Source organism: Pseudonocardia benzenivorans CB1190 (assembly GCF_000196675.2).
GTDB lineage: Bacteria > Actinomycetota > Actinomycetes > Mycobacteriales > Pseudonocardiaceae > Pseudonocardia > Pseudonocardia benzenivorans.
This window is the reverse complement of the sequence record NC_015312.1, coordinates 3,630,879-3,647,875: the sequence shown is the minus strand read 5'-3', so window position 1 is coordinate 3,647,875 and position 16,997 is coordinate 3,630,879. Positions and strand designations below refer to the sequence as shown.

The window sequence follows — 16,997 nt, the reverse complement described above, 5'->3', positions numbered from 1 at the left end:
GGGACGGTCACGGCCGCCGCCAGGTGCGTCCGGTGCGGGCGAGCATGCGGTTGGCGGAGTCCGGGCCCCAGCTGCCGGCGGGGTACGGGTCGGGGCCGTCCTCGCGGGCGGCCCACGCCTCGAGGACGGGGTCGAGGATCTGCCAGGAGCGCTCGACCTCCTGGTTCACCGGGAACAGCGAGGGTTCGCCGAGCAGCACGTCGAGGATCAGCCGCTCGTACGCCTCGGGGGAGGCCTCGGTGAAGGCGGTGCCGTAGCCGAAGTCCATCGTGACGTCGCGGACCTCCATCTGGCTGCCCGGCACCTTGGACCCGAACCGCATCGTGACGCCCTCGTCGGGCTGCACCCGCACGACCAGTGCGTTCTGCCCGAGCTCCTCGGTCATCGTCGCGTCGAACGGCAGGTGCGGGGCCCGCTTGAAGATCACCGCGATCTCGGTGACGCGACGACCCAGCCGCTTGCCCGTGCGCAGGTAGAACGGCACGCCCGCCCAGCGGCGGGTGTCGACCTCGACGGTGATCGCGGCGAAGGTCTCGGTGCGCGACTCGGGGTCGTAGCCCTCCTCCTCCTTGAGCCCGACGACCTTCTCCCCGCCCTGCCACCCGCCGGTGTACTGGCCGCGCGCGGTGGTCTCCTCGAGCGGGCCGACGAGGCGCGTCGCGTTGAGCACCTTGATCTTCTCGGCCCGCAGCTCGTCGGAGGAGAAGGAGACCGGCTCCTCCATCGCCGTGAACGCGAGCAGCTGCAGCAGGTGGTTCTGGATGACGTCGCGGGCGGCCCCGATGCCGTCGTAGTAGCCGGCGCGCCCGCCGAGGCCGATGTCCTCGGCCATGGTGATCTGCACGTGGTCGACGTAGTGGCTGTTCCAGATGGGCTCGAACAGCTGGTTGGCGAAGCGCAGCGCCAGGACGTTCTGGACGGTCTCCTTGCCGAGGTAGTGGTCGATGCGGAACACCGAGTCCTCGGGGAACACCTCGTTGACGATCTCGTTGAGCTCGATCGCCGAGCCCAGGTCGTGCCCGAACGGCTTCTCGATGACGACGCGGCGCCACTGGTCGCCGTCCTGCGCCGACAGCCCCGAGCGCGCCAGCTGCTTGCAGACGACGGGGAACGCCGAGGGCGGGATCGAGAGGTAGAAGGCGTGGTTGCCGCCGGTGCCGCGGACCCGGTCGAGATCGTGCAGGGTGCGGGCGAGCTGGTCGAACGCGTGGTCGTCGTCGAAGCTGCCCTGCACGAAGCGGAAGCCCTCGGCGAGCTTGTCCCACACCTCCTGCCGGAACGGGGTGCGGGCATGCTCGCGCACCGCCTTGAGCACGACGTCGCCGAAGTCGTCGGCGGCCCAGTCGCGCCGCGCGAACCCGACGAGTGCGAAGCCCGGTGGCAGCAGCCCGCGGTTGGCGAGGTCGTAGATCGCCGGCATGAGCTTCTTTCGGGACAGGTCGCCCGTGACACCGAAGATCACCAGTCCGCAGGGGCCGGCGATGCGGGGGAGCCGTTTGTCGCGGGGGTCGCGCAGTGGGTTGGTCCAGCCGTCCGCCAGTTGACCGGCGGTTCTGCCCGTCGGCATCGGTGTCATCCCCGTTCTCCTCGCATCCGAGGCGGTTCGCCGGCCCGGGGCCGGATGGGTGTCGCGGCGGGTGCCGGTGTGGTCGTCGATGATCCTCACAGCTGTTCGACGGCGCGCGCGACCGTGACGAGCCCGCCGAGCCGGTCGCGCAGGTGCAGGCCGAGCACCGGTCGGCCGCGGGCGACCAGGTCGGCGGCGTCGGCACCGACCTGGGCCGCGACCAGGTCGGCGAGGGTCCCACCGCCCGGCACCGCACGATCATGCTCGCTCTCGCCGGTGACGACGCAGAACGCGGCGCCCGGCGCGTCGCGATGGTGGCGGCCCAGCCCGTCGTGCCCCCGGGGTGCCCAGCCGAACGTGGTGAGCAGCCCGGTCCGACGGGCCAGCTCGGGGCGCAGCACGGCGGCCGAGGCGTCGTCCACCGGGTCGAGCCAGGCCTCGACGGCGAGCGTGCCCTCGGCGCGGGCCGCGAGGGCCCGCAGCGCGTCGGCCACGCTGGTGGTGCCGTCGGGCAGCCAGTCGCCCGCCGCCCTGATCTCGACGTCCCCGTCGACCCCGACGCACGGCAGCGCCGCCGGGGTGCCCTCGGCCAGGGCCGGGGCGATCCCGCCCGCGAACGGGTCGGCGCCCAGCACCCGGGCCGCGACGGCGACGGCGTGCTGCCAGAGCGCGACCTGCGCGCCGACGCCGCCGCGGGTGGCGAAGAACGTCTCGTCGCGCTGCAGGGACAGCACCCGCCCGCTGCCGCCCGCACCGGGCCACGGGTCGCCGACCAGCGGCAACGGTCCGAGCCCGCCGGTCGACCCGCCGACGAGGTGCTCGACCCACCCGGCCAGCCCGTCCGGCCCGGTGCCGGCCGCGATGCGCAGGGGGCCGGACCCTGCCGTCAGCAGGCCGGCAAGCTCCAGCGCGGGGTTCTCGGCCGCGTCCGCGACGACGGCGTCCACGGCGCCGGCCGCGTCGGCGAGGATCTCCTCGAGGTCGGCGCCCGCGAGCCCGGCGGCGACCAGCCCCGCGGCGCCGAGGGTGCCGAAGCGGGCCGGGACGTCGCGCTCGCACGTCACGACGGTGGCCCCGGCCGCGCGGGCCGGGCCGTCGAGCGGAGACCCCGGCTCGGTGACGGCGACGGTGCGCCCCGCGGGCTCGACGCCCTCCTCGCGGATCGCGTCGGCCAGCACCCGGGCCACCGCCGCCGCGGGGCCGTCCGGATCGCCCATCGGGTCGACGACGACCAGCACGGTCGTCGCCATGTCCCCGGCCAGCGCGTCGGCGACCGCGCCCGGATCGGCCGAGTCGAGGACCGTCAGCGGCGCACCCGCGGCCCGCGCGAGCAGGTCGGCGCCGTGCGCGAGCCCGGGCGCGGTGACGAGCACCACGCGACGAGCCCCGTCGACCCGGAACCGCTCACGCAGCCCCGCCACCTGCCCGAGCAGCGGCCGGGACGTCCGCGGCAGGGCGGCCCAGCCGAGCGCGTCGGTGGCGGCGCGCCCCCACACGCTCGGGTCACCGTCCCCGATCCGTGACGCGACGGTCTCACCGGCCAGCCGCGCCGCGACGAGCGCGGCGTCGGCGGCGAGCGGTCCGTCGGCGGGGTCGAGGAGTGCCATCGCCCGGTCAGCGGGAGGCGTCCAGCTGCTGCTGCACGGTCGCGGCCAGCTCGTCCCAGGACTTGTCGAACTTCTCGACGCCCTCGTTCTCGAGGACGAGGAAGACGTCGGTCAGGTCGACGCCGACGCGCTCCAGGTCGTCGAACACCTGCTGCGCCTGGGGGCCGGTGCCGGTGACCTTGTCGCCCTCGATCACGCCGTGGTCGGCGAATGCCTTGAGGGTCTTCTCCGGCATCGTGTTGACGGTGTCGGCCACGACCAGCTCGGAGACGTAGAGGGTGTCGGGGTAGTCGGGGTTCTTGACCCCCGTCGAGGCCCACAGCGGCCGCTGCACGTGGGCGCCCTGGGCCTTCAGTGCCTCCCACCGTGCACCGGTGAAGACCTCCTGGAACGCGGCGTAGGCCAGCCGCGAGTTGGCCACGCCCGCCTTGCCGCGCAGGGCCTTCGCCTCGTCGGTGCCGATCGCGTCGAGCCGCTTGTCGATCTCGGTGTCGACCCGGGACACGAAGAACGACGCGACCGACCGGATCGACGCGAGCGGGTGCCCGTTCGCCGCGGCCTGCTCGAGGCCGCTGAGGTAGGCCTCCATGACGGCCCGGTAGCGCTCCACGGAGAAGATCAGCGTGACGTTGACGCTGACCCCCTCCGACAGCGCGCGGGTGATCGCGGGCAGGCCCTGTTCGGTGGCCGGGATCTTGACCAGCAGGTTGGGCCGGTCGACCGCCTTCCACAGGTCCAGGGCCTCGGCGACGGTGGCGTCGGTGTCGCGGGCCAGCGTCGGGTCGACCTCGAGCGAGACCCGGCCGTCGACGCCGCCCGTGGCCTCCCAGGTGCCGCTGAACAGGTCGCAGGCCTGCTGCACGTCGGCGACGGTGATCTCGCGCACGGCGTCGGCGACCGACGCGCCGCGGGCCGCCAGCTCGCGGACCTGCTCGTCGTAGGCCTCGCCGTGGGCCAGGGCCCCGGCGAAGATCGTCGGGTTCGTCGTGACGCCGACGACGTTCCAGTCCTCGATGAGCTCGCGCAGGTTGCCGCTGCGCAGCCGCTCGCGGGACAGGTCGTCGAGCCAGATGGACACGCCCGCGGCACTGAGGCCGGCGAGCCGCTCGTGGGTGCTCATGAAGATCTCCTCTGCTCGTGTCCCGGCACGGGGCCCGTCATGCCCGCGCGAGGCTCTTGCGGGCCGCCGCGACGGCGGCTTCGGTCGTGATCCCGAACTCGCGGAACAACGTCTGGTAGTCCGCGCTCGCGCCGAAGTGCTCGATCGAGACGTGCTCGCCGGCGTCGCCGGTGTAGCGGTACCAGGGCATCGCGATGCCCGCCTCGATCGAGACCCGGGCGCGGGTCGCGGCGGGCAGCACGTCCTCGCGGTAGAGGTCGTCCTGCTCCTCGAACCACTCGACGCACGGCATCGACACCACGCGGGTGGGCACGCCCTCGGCCTCGAGAACGGTGCGGGCCTCGACGGCGATCTGGACCTCCGAGCCCGTCGCGATGAAGATCAGCGCGGGCCCGTCGGCCCCGGACTCCTTGGCCAGCACGTACCCGCCGCGCGCGACGCCCTCGGTGGACGTGCCCTCCAGCACCGGCAGGTTCTGCCGGGTCAGCGCGAGGCCGACGGGCCCGTCGCGGCGCTCGAGGGTCGCCTTCCAGGCGGCGGCGGTCTCGTTGGCGTCTCCCGGGCGGACGAACGCCAGGCCCGGGATGGCGCGCAACGCCGCGAAGTGCTCGACGGGCTGGTGGGTGGGGCCGTCCTCGCCGAGGCCGATCGAGTCGTGGGTCCACACGAAGATCGGGTCGGCCTTCATCAGGGCGGCGAGCCGCACCGACGGACGCATGTAGTCGCTGAACACGAGGAACGTGCCGCCGTACGGCCGGGTCGGGCCGTGTAGCGCGATGCCGTTGAGCGCGGCGCCCATCGCGTGCTCGCGGATGCCGAAGTGCAGCGTCCGGCCGTACGGGTTCGCGTTCCACATGCCGGTGGCGGCGTCCTTGGGGCCGAACGAGTCGGCGCCCTTCATCGTCGTGTTGTTGCTCTCGGCGAGGTCGGCCGAACCACCCCACAGCTCCGGCAGCACGTCGGCGAGTGCGTTGAGCACCTCGCCCGACGCCTTGCGGGTGGCGATGCCCTTGGGGTCGGGCTCCCAGCTCGGCAGCGCCTTCTCCCAGCCGTCCGGGAGCTGCTGGGCGACGAGCCGGTCGTAGAGCTTGCGGCGCTCGGGCTCGCGGGCGGACCAGTCGTCGAACGACTTCTGCCACTCCTCGTGCGCGCGGCGGCCGCGGTCGCGGACCTCGCGGGCGTGGGCGAGGGCCTCGGGGTCGACGTCGAAGCTCTTCGCCGGGTCGAAGCCGAGCGCCTCCTTGACGGCCGCGACCTCGTCGGCTCCCAGTGCGGCCCCGTGCGCGGCGCCGGTGTTCATCTTGTTGGGGGCCGGGTAGCCGATGATCGTCCGGAGCAGGATGAACGAGGGCCGCTGCGTCTCGGCGCGGGCGGCCTCCAGCGCCGCGAGGATGCCGGTGACGTTCTCCCCGCCCTCGACGACCTGCACGTGCCAGCCGTAGGCCTCGTAGCGCGCCGCGGTGTCCTCGGACAGCGCGATGTTCGTGTTGTCCTCGATGGAGATCTTGTTGTCGTCGTAGACGACGGTGAGGTTGCCCAGCGCCTGGCGCCCGGCCAGCGACGACGCCTCGGAGGTGATGCCCTCCTCGATGTCGCCGTCGGAGGCGATGACGTAGATCTGGTGGTCGAACGGGCTCGCGCCCTCGGGGGCGTCCGGGTCGAACAGGCCGCGCTCGCGGCGGGCGGCCATCGCCATCCCCACCGCCGACGCCAGGCCCTGCCCCAGCGGCCCCGTGGTGATCTCGACGCCGGGGGTGTGCCGGTGTTCGGGGTGGCCGGGGGTCTTGGAGCCCCAGGTCCGCAGCGCCGCGAGGTCGTCGATGGTGAGGCCGTAGCCCGACAGGTAGAGCTGCAGGTAGAGCGTCAGGCTGGAGTGGCCGCAGGACAGCACGAACCGGTCGCGGCCGGGCCAGTCCGCATCGGACGGATCGTGCCGCATGACGCGCTGGAAGAGCGTGTACGCCAACGGTGCCAGGCTCATCGCCGTGCCGGGGTGACCGTTTCCGGCCTTCTGGACGGCGTCCGCGGCGAGCACCCGGACCGTGTCGACGGCCTTGCGGTCGAGCTCGGTCCAGTCGGCCGGTACGTCGGCGCGCAGCAGGGGGGAGACGTCGGTCGCTGACACAGGTGCGCTCCTGGGGTCGTCTCGATGTGCGGATCCCGCGTGGTCGCGGGTCCGGGTCGCGGTCAAGCCTAGTCACGGTGACCACCCCTCGTACGTGTCCGAGTGGTGTCGCGACGGTGACGGACGGCGCGTCGTCGCGAACACCCCGTGGAGATCGCCACGGAGGGGCGCGGGCGGCCGCCGTAGCGCCGGTCACCTGCGCCGGGAGCGGCACCGGTCTGCGGTCTACCCCACGGCCCGGCCCGTCATGCGTCCGGTTACCATCGACGCGCTGTAGAACTGCCGACGGACCTGCCCCGGTCCTTCCCACCACACCGAGCGAGGTACCAACTGGTGAGCGCCCCGGCGACCCCGGCGGACCCGGCGAGCACGCCGACCGCGGGCGTGCGGCGCGGCCGCGGCACGACCCGCGTGCAGCGGGCGCGCGAGGTCGTCGACTCCTACCTCGCGCTGACCAAGACGCGCATCATCGAACAGTTGCTCGTGGTCACGGTGCCGGCGATGTTCCTGGCCCAGCGCGGGGTGCCGTCGGTCTGGCTGATCCTGGCGACGCTCGTGGGCGGCGCGATGGCCGCCGCCAGCGCACACGCGCTGAACTGCGTCGTCGACGCCGACATCGACGCCAAGATGAAGCGCACCTCGCGGCGGCCGCTGGCCAAGGGCGTCGTCCCGCCGCGCAACGCGCTGATCTTCGGGCTGGTGCTGGGCGCGGTCAGCTCCGCGTGGCTCGCGCTCACCACGAACTGGCTGGCGGCGGCGCTGTCGGCCGCGGCCATCGCGTTCTACGTCCTCGTCTACACGCTGCTGCTCAAGCGGCGGACCGCGCAGAACATCGTCTGGGGCGGCGCCGCGGGATGCATGCCCGTCGTCATCGGCTGGGCGGCGGTCACCGGCACGGTCGGCTGGCCGGCGCTGGTGATGTTCGGTGTGATCTTCTTCTGGACCCCGCCGCACTTCTGGGCGCTCGCGATGCGCTACCGCGACGACTACGCGGCGGCCGGGGTGCCGATGCTGCCGGTCGTCGCGCGGCCCGACCAGGTCTCGGTGCGCATCGTCGGCTACGCCGTCGTGATGGCGCTGTGGACGCTGCTGCTGCTGCCCGTGACGTCGTGGATCTACGCGGCCGTGGCGGTGCTGGGCGGCGGCTGGTTCGTCTTCAAGAGCGTCCGGATGCACGTGGCGGTCAAGGCCGGCCGCGACGTCACGCCGATGAAGCTGTTCCACCTGTCGAACATCTACCTGTGCGTGCTGTTCGCGGCGATCGCCGTCGACGCCGCCGTCGGGCTCCCGACGTTCGGCTGGCCGTTCTGACGTCCGGCTCCTGACGTGGGGCCGCCGGCGCGCGCCGGCGGCCGTCGTCGCGGAGACCCCCGCCCGGGTCAGGGCATGAGCAGCAGCTTGCCCGTCGTCCGCCTGCTCTCCAGGTCCGTGTGCGCCGTCGCCGCCTCGGCCAGCGCGTACCGGTGCCCGATGCGCACCGCCAGTGTCCCGTCGGCCACCTGGGCGTAGACGGCGGCGGCCCGGGCGCGCAGCGCCTCCGTACCGACGATGTGGTCGAACAGCTTGGGACGGGTGAGGAACACCGAGCCCTGCGCGTTGAGCCGCTGCGGGTCGACGGGCGGCACCGGCCCGCTCGCCGCCCCGTACAGCACGAGCATCCCGCGCCGGCGCAGGCTCGCGAGGCTGGAGTCGAAGGTCGTCGCGCCGACGCTGTCGAACGCCGCCGCCACGCCCTCCCCGTCGGTGGCCGCGCGGACGGCCGCTGCCAGGTCGTCGACCTCGGTGTAGCGGATCACCTCGGCGGCGCCGGCCTCGCGGGCCAGCTCCTCCTTCTCCGCCGTCGACACGGTCCCGATGACGCGGGCGCCCCGCGCGGTGGCCATCTGGGTCAGCAACAGGCCCACCCCGCCGGCCGCGGCGGTGACGAGCACGGTGTCGCCGGGGGAGACCGGGAAGGTGTCGTGGACCAGGAAGTGCGCGGTCATGCCCTGCAGCAGCGCGCCGACCGCGTGGTCGTCGGAGACGGCGTCGGGGACCGCGACCACCTTGTCCGCGGGGACGACGACCGCCTCGGCATAGCTGCCGAGCTGCTCGGTCCAGGCCACCCGGTCGCCGACGCCGAAGCCGGCGGTGCCGGCGCCGACGGCGCGGACCCGGCCGGCGCCCTCCATCCCGGCGACATAGGGCAGCTCCATCGGGTAGAGCCCGCTGCGCTGGTAGGTGTCGATGAAGTTGACGCCCGCGGCGCTCACGTCGACGAGCAGCTCACCGGGGCCGGGTTCGGGCTCGGGGACGTCGACGAGCGCGAGCACCTCCGGGCCGCCGTGCTCGCTCACCTGAACTGCCCGCATCTGTCGCCTCCTGGGGAAAGGACGGCACGGCGTCGTGTCCGGGTCGTGCCGGGGTCGTGCCGCCGATCATGCCCGTCCGCGCCACGGCCCACGGCCGTGGCGCCACGGACGGTCGGTCAGGGCTCGTCGCGGCCGGTCGCGGCGTCGGCCAGCGGGCGGGACGCCGACGCCGCGTCGGCGGTTCCGGCACCGGTCGGGGCCCCGGCGGGGTCGGCCGCGCGCGTTCCGGGCGCGGCGTCGGGCGCGGCGTCGGGCGCGGCCGCCACCGGGGTGCGGGTGGCCGTCCACACGGCCGCCGCGGCGGCGGTCACGAGCGCGGCACCCAGCACGTGCAGCGAGACGAGTGCCTCGGGCACCCCCAGGGCGTACTGGATCCCGCCGAGCGCGCCCTGCAGCAGCACGACCAGGACCAGGACCCCGTAGCGGCGGCGCAGCCGCGGGGTGGCCCCCGTGGCCCACAGCGCGAAGCCGAGGCCGACGACCAGCCCCAGGTAGCCGAACAGCAGGTCGGCGTGCAGCTGGGCGAGCGCCGGGACGCCGATGCCCAGCCGTGGGGTGGCGGCGTCGCCCGCGTGCGGCCCGGCCGCGGTGACGAGCGTCCCGGCGACGAGCAGCGCGCCGAGCGCGACCGTGGACACGATCACCAGCGCGCGCACCGCCCGCGGCACCACGGGCCGCGTCGGGGCACGGTCGCGGGCCTCCGCGACCAGTTCCACCGCGAGCCAGACCAGCACGATCGAGGCGAGGAAGTGGGGCATCACGCTCCACCAGACGAGCCCGGCCAGCACCGTCAGCCCGCCGATGACGGCCTGCGCGACGACGCCCAGCGGCATCGCGGCGGCCAGCCAGAGGAGCCGGCGGCGCCGCGGCCGGGCGCCGAGCGCGGCGAGGAAGCACGCGGCCGACACGACGACCAGCACGATCGCCAGGATCCGGTTGCCGAACTCGACCCACTGGTGCAGCGGCAGCGTCTCGGGGTGCGCGACGGGCACGAGGCTGCCGGGGAAGCACTGCGGCCACGTCGGGCAGCCCAGCCCCGACCCCGTCACCCGCACGACCGACCCGGTGACCGCGATACCGATCTGCGCGACGACGGCGGCGATCGCGAGCCGACGCATCAGCGCGGGCGGGGTCACGGGGAGACGGTCGAGCAGGGAGGGACGGGCCACGGCCCGATGGTAGGCGCAGCTCGGACGGCCCCCGGCGCCGGCCCGAGCAGACGCCCCCTTCAGTGCAGGCGGACGAACCGGGCCGCGAGGGCCGCGCCGACGACCGTCCACGCGACCAGGACCAGCACCGACTGCGTCAGCGAGCCGGCGGTCCCGGCCAGCGCGATCCGCAGCCCCTCGGCCAGCGCCCCGGACGGGAGGTACGCGGCGACGGCGGCGACCGCCGTGGGCAGCGAGTCGAGCGGGACGACGATCCCGCCGCCGAGCAGCAGGACGAACCAGATGACGTTGGCGACGGCCAGCACGATCTCCGCGCGCAGCGTCCCGCCGAGCAGCAGGCCCAGGCCGCCGAACGCCGCGCAGCCCAGCAGCACGAGCACCAGCGCCAGCCCGATCTCCCCGGCGTCGGGCCGCCAGCCGAGCAGCGCGCCGATCACCCCGAGCACGACGACCTGCACCGCGACCGTGCCCAGGACCGCCGCGAGCCGGCCGGCGACGAGCAGCCAGCGGGGCAGCGCGGTCGCCGCGAGCCTGCGGATGACGCCGTAGCGCCGGTCGAACCCGAACGCGATCGCCTGGCCGGTGAACGCCGTCGACATGACCGCGAGGGCGAACACCCCCGCGATCACGCCGTCGACGCGCGGCTCGGGCAGGTCGATGACGTGGACGAGGGTCAGTCCGACCAGCAGCACGACGGGGATGAGCAGGGTCAGCAGCACCTGCTCGCCGTTGCGCAGCGCGAGCTTCAGCTCGACGCCGGACTGGGCGGCGAGCATCCGGGGCAGCGACCCGCGGCCGGGGCGCGCGGTGAAGGTGCCGGGCTCGAACCGCAACGGGCCGGTCATCCCACTCCCTCGTCGGGGCTCGGTCGGCGCGGCCCCCGGGTGCCCCGTCACGACCGCAGCTCCCGTCCGGTCAGGTCGAGGAAGACGTCCTCGAGGCTGCGCCGCGCGATCTGCACGTCGTCGGCGAGTGCGCCCTGGTCGGCACACCACGACGTGATCGCGGAGAGCACGGGCGGGTCGATCCGGCCCTGCACGACGTAGCGGCCGGTCGCGGTCTCGGCGGCGTGGTAGCCCGCGGGCAGTGCGGCCGCGAGCTCGTCGAGGTCCATCCCGGCGCGGGCCCGGAACCGCAGCTCCTGCCGGTCGCCCGCGGCCGTGAGCTCGGCGGGCGTGCCGTGGGCGACGACCCGGCCGTGGTCGACGATGACGACGTCGTCGGCCAGCGCCTCGGCCTCTTCCATGAGGTGCGTGGTGAGCAGCACGGCGACGCCGTCGCGGCGCAGCGCCTCGACCAGGTCCCACACGAGCCGGCGCGCCTGCGGGTCCATGCCCGCGGTCGGCTCGTCGAGGAACACCAGCTCGGGGCGGCCGACGACGGCACAGGCCAGCGCGAGGCGCTGCTGCTGGCCGCCGGAGAGCCGCTTGTACGGGGTGCGCGCGCACGAGCCGAGGCCCAGCACGTCGATCAGCCAGCCGACGTCGAGCGGGTGCGCCGCGCAGGTGGCGACGAGCCGCAGCATCTCCTCGGCGCGCACACCCGGGTAGGCGCCGCCGCCCTGCGGCATGACACCGATCCGGGACCGCAGCGCGTCCGGTGCGCCGGCCGGGTCGAGACCGAGGACACGGACCTCGCCCGCGTCCGCCCGGCGGAAGCCCTCGCAGATCTCGACCGTCGTCGTCTTGCCCGCGCCGTTGGGCCCGAGCAGGGCCAGCACGCTCGCGACGGGAACGTCGAGGTCGACGCCGTCGACGGCGGTGGTCGGCCCGTACCGCTTGACCAGGCCGCGCACCGTGACGGCCGCGTCGGCCGCCGCGGACGACGGCGCGCCGGCAGGGAAGCTCACGAACGGTGAGTCTACGGAGCGACGCCGGTCACGACGCCGGGGGCGCCCCGGCGAGGGCGTCGTGATGATCTCCCGCGCCGGGGCCGGCGCTCGCGCGGTGCCGGCCGCGGACGACGAGCACGGCGACGGCCAGTAGCGCGATGCCGGCGACGATGGCCATCGGCAGCTGGTAGGCGCGGAAGTCGAAGTCGGCCCCCGTCGGCGGCACCATCACCGCCAGCACGGCCGAGGCGGCCAGCGCGAGCCTGCGGTACCGCGGCAGGCCCCGGGTCGCCGCGAGCGGGATGGCCGCCCACAGCAGGTACCAGGGATGCACGACGGGCCCGAGCAGCACGACCGCGCCGAGCCCGGCGCCCAGGCCCGTGACGGGGTCGACGCGGCCGCGCAGCGTCGCGAACAGCAGCACCGCGCACAGTGCCGCGCCCGCGAGGCCGCCGATGCCGCGGGTGAGGGTGAGCGCGCTGTCGGTGTGGTCGCCGAGCCCGGCCAGGATGCCCAGCTGCCCGGAGAGCTGGCCGAGGTCGGTCGACAGCGACATCCAGCTGCGGATGCTGTTGGCGGTGCCGAGGGTGTGCACCCAGCCGAACCCGAGCCCGGTGACCCAGCCCAGCGCGCCGAGGACGACCGCCGCGACGGCGGCGAGCACCGCCGCGACGAAGGCGACGTCGCGCACCCGCCCGCCCCGCGCGCGGGCGAGGTGGACGCCGAGGAAACCGAGCGCGAGCAGGGCGGGCACCTTGACCGCCCCGCCCGCGGTGATCAGCGCGGCGCCGGGGAGCCAGCCGAGCGGGGTCTGCGCCCGCAGGCCCAGCTCGAGCCCCGCGAGCATCAGCCCGATCATCAGCGCCTCGTTGTGGATGCCGCTGACCAGGTGGAACAGCACCAGCGGGTTCGCGGCGCCGAGCCACAGCGCGAGCCCCGGCTCCACGCCGCAGCGCCGGGCCAGCTTCGGCAGCGCCCAGATGACCAGCGCGACGCCCGCGAGCGCGAGCACCCGGTGCAGGAACAGGCCGAGGACGACGTCGTCGCCCGAGAGCGCGGTGATCCCGCGGCCCAGCCCCAGGAACAACGGACCGTACGGCGCCGGGGTGTCGCGCCAGATCGTCGGGATCGCCCGGGTCAGCGGGTCGTCGACGCCGAGTGCCTGCGCCGGACCCAGCACGTACGGGTCGATGCCGCGCGCGGTGATCGCCGACTGCGCGAGGTAGCTGTAGACGTCCTTGGAGAACAACGGCGGCGCGAAGCACAGCGGCAGCGCCCAGACGATGCCCGTGCGGGCGAGCTGACGACGGTCGGGCGCCGGGTGGACCGCGCCACGCTCGTTGAGCATCCGGCCGATCCACAGCCACGCGAGCACGAGCATGCCCATGCCCGCGTAGGTGATGGCGATCGCGACGGTGACGTTGCGGCCCGGCAGGCCGAGGATGCGCAGGCCGTTGAGCGGGTTGGGGACGGGCAGCGCGCCGGCTCCGAGCGCACCGAAGGCCATGAGCAGGGCACCGGTCAGGCCGAATCGGCGGGCGATCCGGGAGGGGTCGCGGCGGTCGCGGGCGCGTGGGCGCGACGGCGCGGGCTGCGGACCGGAGGACGGGACGGCGCCGGGCCCGGAGGTCTCGAGCCCCGGTACGGCCATGCGTCGCAGGGTAGCGACCGGATGGCCGGGTGACGCCGCTCACCCGTCGGGCGACCCCCTTTGCCGAGTGGCGGGTAAATACGCAACACTGGTGTTGTGAAAACAGCCGGGCGTCCCGATGCGGGGGAGCGGCCCGTCGACGAGCAGGGGCCCGACCAGGGCGCCGCCGCCGACGGGGGCACCCGCCTGGCCGTCGCGCGGCTGCTGCTCGAGCAGGGCCCGATCACGGCGGCGGCGGTCGCCGCGGAGCTGGAGCTCTCGGCGCCGGCGGTGCGTCGCCACCTCGACGCGCTGATCGCCGACGGGGAGGCCGAGGCCCGCCAGGCCTCGCGCCGGGCCAACCGCGGGCGGGGCCGTCCCGCTCGCGAGTACCTGCTCACCGACGCGGGCCGGGTCCGGTTCGGCCACGGCTACGACGACCTCGCGGCGAGCGCGCTGCGGTTCCTCGCCGAGACGGTGGGCGGCGGCGCGGTGAGCGCGTTCGCCGAGAACCGGGTGCTCGAGCTGCTCGGCCCGCAGGCCGAGCAGATCCGCCGCGTCTCCTCGCCCGACGCGCGGGCCGACGCGCTGGCCAAGCTGCTCACGGCGCGGGGCTACGCTGCGCAGGCCCGGGAGGCCGGGCACGGCGTGCAGCTGTGCCAGCACCACTGCCCGGTGGCCCACGTGGCCGCCGAGTTCCCGGAGCTCTGCGAGGCAGAGACCAGGGCCTTCGCCCAGCTGCTCGGCACCCACGTGCAGCGGCTGGCCACCATCGCGCGCGGCGACGCCGCGTGCACCACACACGTTCCGCTGGAGGGCGCACCCGACGTCCTGCGGCGGCTCGGTACGGATCACTCCGGGCCGCGGGCAACGGTGCCCGTGCCGCCGGAGGATCACGCCCTCACGACCACCACTGGGCCGACCACCACGGTCCCGACAGGGAGGCAGCCCGAATGACGACCGCTCCTGAGGTGCAGCCTCAGCTGACGCAGGAGGAGACGCTCGCGACGCTCGGCCGGTACGACTTCGGCTGGAGCGACCCGGACGTCGCCGGGGCGTCCGCACGTCGCGGCCTGTCGGCCGACGTCGTCGCCGACATCTCCCGCCTGAAGAACGAGCCCGAGTGGATGCTCGAGTTCCGGCTCAAGGCGCTCAACCTCTTCGAGCGCAAGCCGATGCCGCGCTGGGGTTCGGACCTGTCGGGGATCGACTTCGACAACATCAAGTACTTCGTCCGCTCGACGGAGAAGCAGGCCGCCTCCTGGGAGGACCTGCCCGCGGACATCAAGAACACCTACGACAAGCTGGGCATCCCGGAGGCCGAGAAGGCCCGCCTGGTCGCCGGTGTCGCCGCGCAGTACGAGTCCGAGGTCGTCTACCACCAGATCCGTGAGGACCTGGAGGAGCAGGGCGTCATCTTCCTGGACACCGACACCGGCCTGCGCGAGCACCCGGAGCTGTTCAGGGAGTACTTCGGCTCCGTGATCCCGTCGGGGGACAACAAGTTCTCCGCGCTGAACTCGGCCGTGTGGTCGGGCGGGTCGTTCATCTACGTGCCGCCGGGCGTGCACGTCGACATCCCGCTGCAGGCCTACTTCCGGATCAACACCGAGAACATGGGCCAGTTCGAGCGGACGCTGATCATCGTCGACGAGGGTGCCTACGTGCACTACGTCGAGGGCTGCACGGCGCCGATCTACAAGTCGGACTCGCTGCACTCGGCCGTCGTCGAGATCGTCGTGAAGAAGGGCGGCCGCTGCCGCTACACCACGATCCAGAACTGGTCGAACAACGTCTACAACCTGGTCACCAAGCGCGCCAAGGCCGAGGAGGGCGCGACCATGGAGTGGGTCGACGGCAACCTCGGCTCCAAGGTGACCATGAAGTACCCGGCCGTGTTCCTCATGGGCGAGCACGCCAAGGGCGAGGTCCTCTCGATCGCGTTCGCGGGCGAGGGCCAGCACCAGGACGCCGGCGCGAAGATGGTCCACCTGGCGCCCAACACGTCGTCGACGATCATCTCGAAGTCGGTGGCCCGCGGCGGTGGCCGCACGTCCTACCGCGGCCTGGTCCAGGTCAACGCGCGGGCGAAGAACTCGCGCTCGACGGTGAAGTGCGACGCGCTGCTCGTCGACACGATCAGCCGGTCCGACACCTACCCCTACGTCGACGTCCGCACCGACGACGTCTCGATGGGGCACGAGGCCACGGTCTCCAAGGTGAGCGACGACCAGCTGTTCTACCTGATGAGCCGCGGCCTGACCGAGGACGAGGCCATGGCGATGGTCGTGCGCGGGTTCGTCGAGCCCATCGCGCGCGAGCTGCCCATGGAGTACGCGCTGGAGCTCAACCGGCTCATCGAGCTGCAGATGGAGGGTTCGGTCGGATGAGTTCGCCCGACACTGTCGCCGCCGCCGCGGAGGCCGGCCGGTACGGCCAGGGCGGGGTTCCGCCCGCCGGTGCGATGGAGCGGTTCACCTCCTACGACGTCGAGGCCTTCGAGGTCCCCGGCGGCCGTGAGGAGAACTGGCGCTTCACGCCGATGAAGCGGCTGCGCGGCCTGCACGACGGCACCGCGACGTTCGACGGCACCGCCGCGGTCGACGTGTCGGCGGGCGGTGCGGGTACCGGCGTGACCGTCGAGACCGTCGGCCGCGACGACGCGCGCATCGGCGAGGGCGGCGTCCCTGCCGATCGCGTCGCCGCGCAGGCGTGGTCCGCGTTCCGCGAGGCGACCGTCGTGACCCTCGACGGCACGCCCGAACCGGTCACGATCACGCTGAACGGCCCCGGTGCCGGCGCCACGGCGGTCGCGCACCTGCAGGTCCGCACCACGCCGCACACCGAGGCCACCGTCGTGGTCGAGGGTCGCGGGTCCGGCGCGCTGGCCGACAACATCGAGTTCGTCGTCGCCGACGGCTCGAAGCTCGTCGTCATCGTGACCGAGGAGTGGGCCGACGACGCCGTCCACGTCAGCGGCCAGCACATCGCGCTGGGCCGGGACGCGACGATCGTCGCCACGTCCATCGCCTTCGGCGGCGACCTGGTCCGGGTCAGCCCGACCGTCACCTACACCGCCCCCGGCGGGTCCGCGGAGCTGTTCGGCCTCGGGTTCGCCGACGCCGGCCAGCACCTCGAGCAGCGCCTGCTCGTCGACCACTCGACGCCGCACTGCAGCTCGAACGTCCTCTACAAGAACGCGCTGCAGGGCAAGGAGGGCGTCACCGACGCGCACACCGTCTGGATCGGCGACGTGCTGATCCGGGCGGCCGCCGAGCAGACCGAGACGTTCGAGTTCAACCGGAACCTGGTGCTGACCGCGCACGCGCGGGCCGACTCGGTGCCGAACCTCGAGATCGAGACCGGCGAGATCGCCGGCGCCGGCCACGCCAGCGCCACCGGCCGGTTCGACGACGAGCAGCTTTTCTACCTGCAGAGCCGCGGCATCCCCGAGGACGTCGCGCGCCGCCTGGTGGTCCGTGGCTTCTTCGGCGAGATCCTCAGCAGGATCCCGCTCGCCGAGCTGCGCGAGCGCCTCGAGGCCGCCGTCGAGGCCGAGCTGGCCGTCACCGGCGCCTGAGTCCCGGCGACAGCGCC

13 protein-coding genes are annotated in these 16,997 nt (G+C 74.0%); 4 read left to right on the top strand and 9 right to left on the bottom strand.

Going from position 1 to position 16,997, the window contains the following annotated elements:
• Positions 1-7: 7 nt before the first annotated feature.
• The 4 genes from zwf to tkt all read right to left on the bottom strand — a co-directional run bounded on the left by zwf (position 8) and on the right by tkt (position 6,419).
• Positions 8-1,576, bottom strand: a complete 1,569-nt coding sequence (gene zwf / locus PSED_RS17165; RefSeq protein WP_013675518.1) for a glucose-6-phosphate dehydrogenase — start codon at positions 1,574-1,576, stop codon at positions 8-10.
• 86 nt (positions 1,577-1,662) lie between these two features.
• Positions 1,663-3,174, bottom strand: coding sequence for a glucose-6-phosphate isomerase (locus PSED_RS17160; RefSeq protein WP_013675517.1), 1,512 nt, complete (start codon positions 3,172-3,174; stop codon positions 1,663-1,665).
• 7 nt (positions 3,175-3,181) lie between these two features.
• Entirely contained in the window at positions 3,182-4,294 is a 1,113-nt protein-coding gene (gene tal, locus PSED_RS17155) for a transaldolase (protein ID WP_013675516.1), read from the bottom strand.
• A gap of 37 nt (positions 4,295-4,331) precedes the next feature.
• On the bottom strand, positions 4,332-6,419 hold the full coding sequence (tkt, locus tag PSED_RS17150) for a transketolase (RefSeq protein WP_013675515.1): 2,088 nt from the start codon (positions 6,417-6,419) through the stop codon (positions 4,332-4,334).
• Between the two features lie 384 nt (positions 6,420-6,803).
• Here tkt and PSED_RS17145 point away from each other — a divergent pair, with 384 nt between their 5' ends.
• Positions 6,804-7,730, top strand: a complete 927-nt coding sequence (locus tag PSED_RS17145; RefSeq protein WP_103381984.1) for a heme o synthase — start codon at positions 6,804-6,806, stop codon at positions 7,728-7,730.
• Positions 7,731-7,798: 68 nt separating this feature from the next.
• Here PSED_RS17145 and PSED_RS17140 read toward each other — a convergent pair whose 3' ends face one another.
• From PSED_RS17140 to mptB, 5 genes are all read right to left on the bottom strand, one after another.
• Positions 7,799-8,770 carry a quinone oxidoreductase family protein gene (locus tag PSED_RS17140; RefSeq protein WP_013675513.1) on the bottom strand — a complete coding sequence of 324 codons (972 nt, stop codon included), beginning with the start codon at positions 8,768-8,770 and terminating at the stop codon, positions 7,799-7,801.
• Between the two features lie 116 nt (positions 8,771-8,886).
• On the bottom strand, positions 8,887-9,939 hold the full coding sequence (locus tag PSED_RS17135) for a COX15/CtaA family protein (protein ID WP_013675512.1): 1,053 nt from the start codon (positions 9,937-9,939) through the stop codon (positions 8,887-8,889).
• 59 nt (positions 9,940-9,998) lie between these two features.
• Positions 9,999-10,784 carry an ABC transporter permease gene (locus PSED_RS17130; protein WP_013675511.1) on the bottom strand — a complete coding sequence of 262 codons (786 nt, stop codon included), beginning with the start codon at positions 10,782-10,784 and terminating at the stop codon, positions 9,999-10,001.
• Between the two features lie 47 nt (positions 10,785-10,831).
• Positions 10,832-11,788 carry an ABC transporter ATP-binding protein gene (locus PSED_RS17125; RefSeq protein WP_013675510.1) on the bottom strand — a complete coding sequence of 319 codons (957 nt, stop codon included), beginning with the start codon at positions 11,786-11,788 and terminating at the stop codon, positions 10,832-10,834.
• A gap of 28 nt (positions 11,789-11,816) precedes the next feature.
• On the bottom strand, positions 11,817-13,421 hold the full coding sequence (mptB, locus tag PSED_RS17120) for a polyprenol phosphomannose-dependent alpha 1,6 mannosyltransferase MptB (RefSeq protein WP_013675509.1): 1,605 nt from the start codon (positions 13,419-13,421) through the stop codon (positions 11,817-11,819).
• A gap of 96 nt (positions 13,422-13,517) precedes the next feature.
• Between mptB and PSED_RS17115 the strand changes: the two genes are divergently transcribed.
• Genes PSED_RS17115 through PSED_RS17105 form a run of 3 tightly spaced genes read left to right on the top strand, consistent with a single transcriptional unit; the run spans position 13,518 to position 16,980 of the window.
• Complete coding sequence (locus PSED_RS17115) at positions 13,518-14,357, top strand: helix-turn-helix transcriptional regulator (RefSeq protein WP_013675508.1); 840 nt, start codon at positions 13,518-13,520, stop codon at positions 14,355-14,357.
• The gene (gene sufB, locus PSED_RS17110) at positions 14,354-15,790 is read left to right on the top strand and encodes a Fe-S cluster assembly protein SufB (protein WP_013675507.1); all 1,437 of its coding nucleotides are present in this window, start codon (positions 14,354-14,356) and stop codon (positions 15,788-15,790) included. Before PSED_RS17115 ends, sufB begins: the two co-directional genes overlap by 4 nt.
• Positions 15,787-16,980: a SufD family Fe-S cluster assembly protein gene (locus tag PSED_RS17105; protein WP_013675506.1), complete on the top strand. Its 1,194-nt coding sequence runs from the start codon at positions 15,787-15,789 to the stop codon at positions 16,978-16,980. The genes sufB and PSED_RS17105 overlap by 4 nt, the downstream gene beginning before the upstream one ends.
• Positions 16,981-16,997 lie beyond the last annotated feature (17 nt).

Bases quoted from the DNA above. Each gene is read 5' to 3' on its own strand.
- PSED_RS17105 (WP_013675506.1), top strand. From the start codon at position 15,787: ATGAGTTCGCCCGACACTGTCGCCGCCGCCGCGGAGGCCGGCCGGTAC.
- tal (WP_013675516.1), bottom strand. From the start codon at position 4,294: ATGAGCACCCACGAGCGGCTCGCCGGCCTCAGTGCCGCGGGCGTGTCC.
- mptB (WP_013675509.1), bottom strand. From the start codon at position 13,421: ATGGCCGTACCGGGGCTCGAGACCTCCGGGCCCGGCGCCGTCCCGTCC.
- zwf (WP_013675518.1), bottom strand. From the start codon at position 1,576: ATGACACCGATGCCGACGGGCAGAACCGCCGGTCAACTGGCGGACGGC.
- PSED_RS17130 (WP_013675511.1), bottom strand. From the start codon at position 10,784: ATGACCGGCCCGTTGCGGTTCGAGCCCGGCACCTTCACCGCGCGCCCC.
- PSED_RS17140 (WP_013675513.1), bottom strand. From the start codon at position 8,770: ATGCGGGCAGTTCAGGTGAGCGAGCACGGCGGCCCGGAGGTGCTCGCG.
- PSED_RS17160 (WP_013675517.1), bottom strand. From the start codon at position 3,174: ATGGCACTCCTCGACCCCGCCGACGGACCGCTCGCCGCCGACGCCGCG.
- sufB (WP_013675507.1), top strand. From the start codon at position 14,354: ATGACGACCGCTCCTGAGGTGCAGCCTCAGCTGACGCAGGAGGAGACG.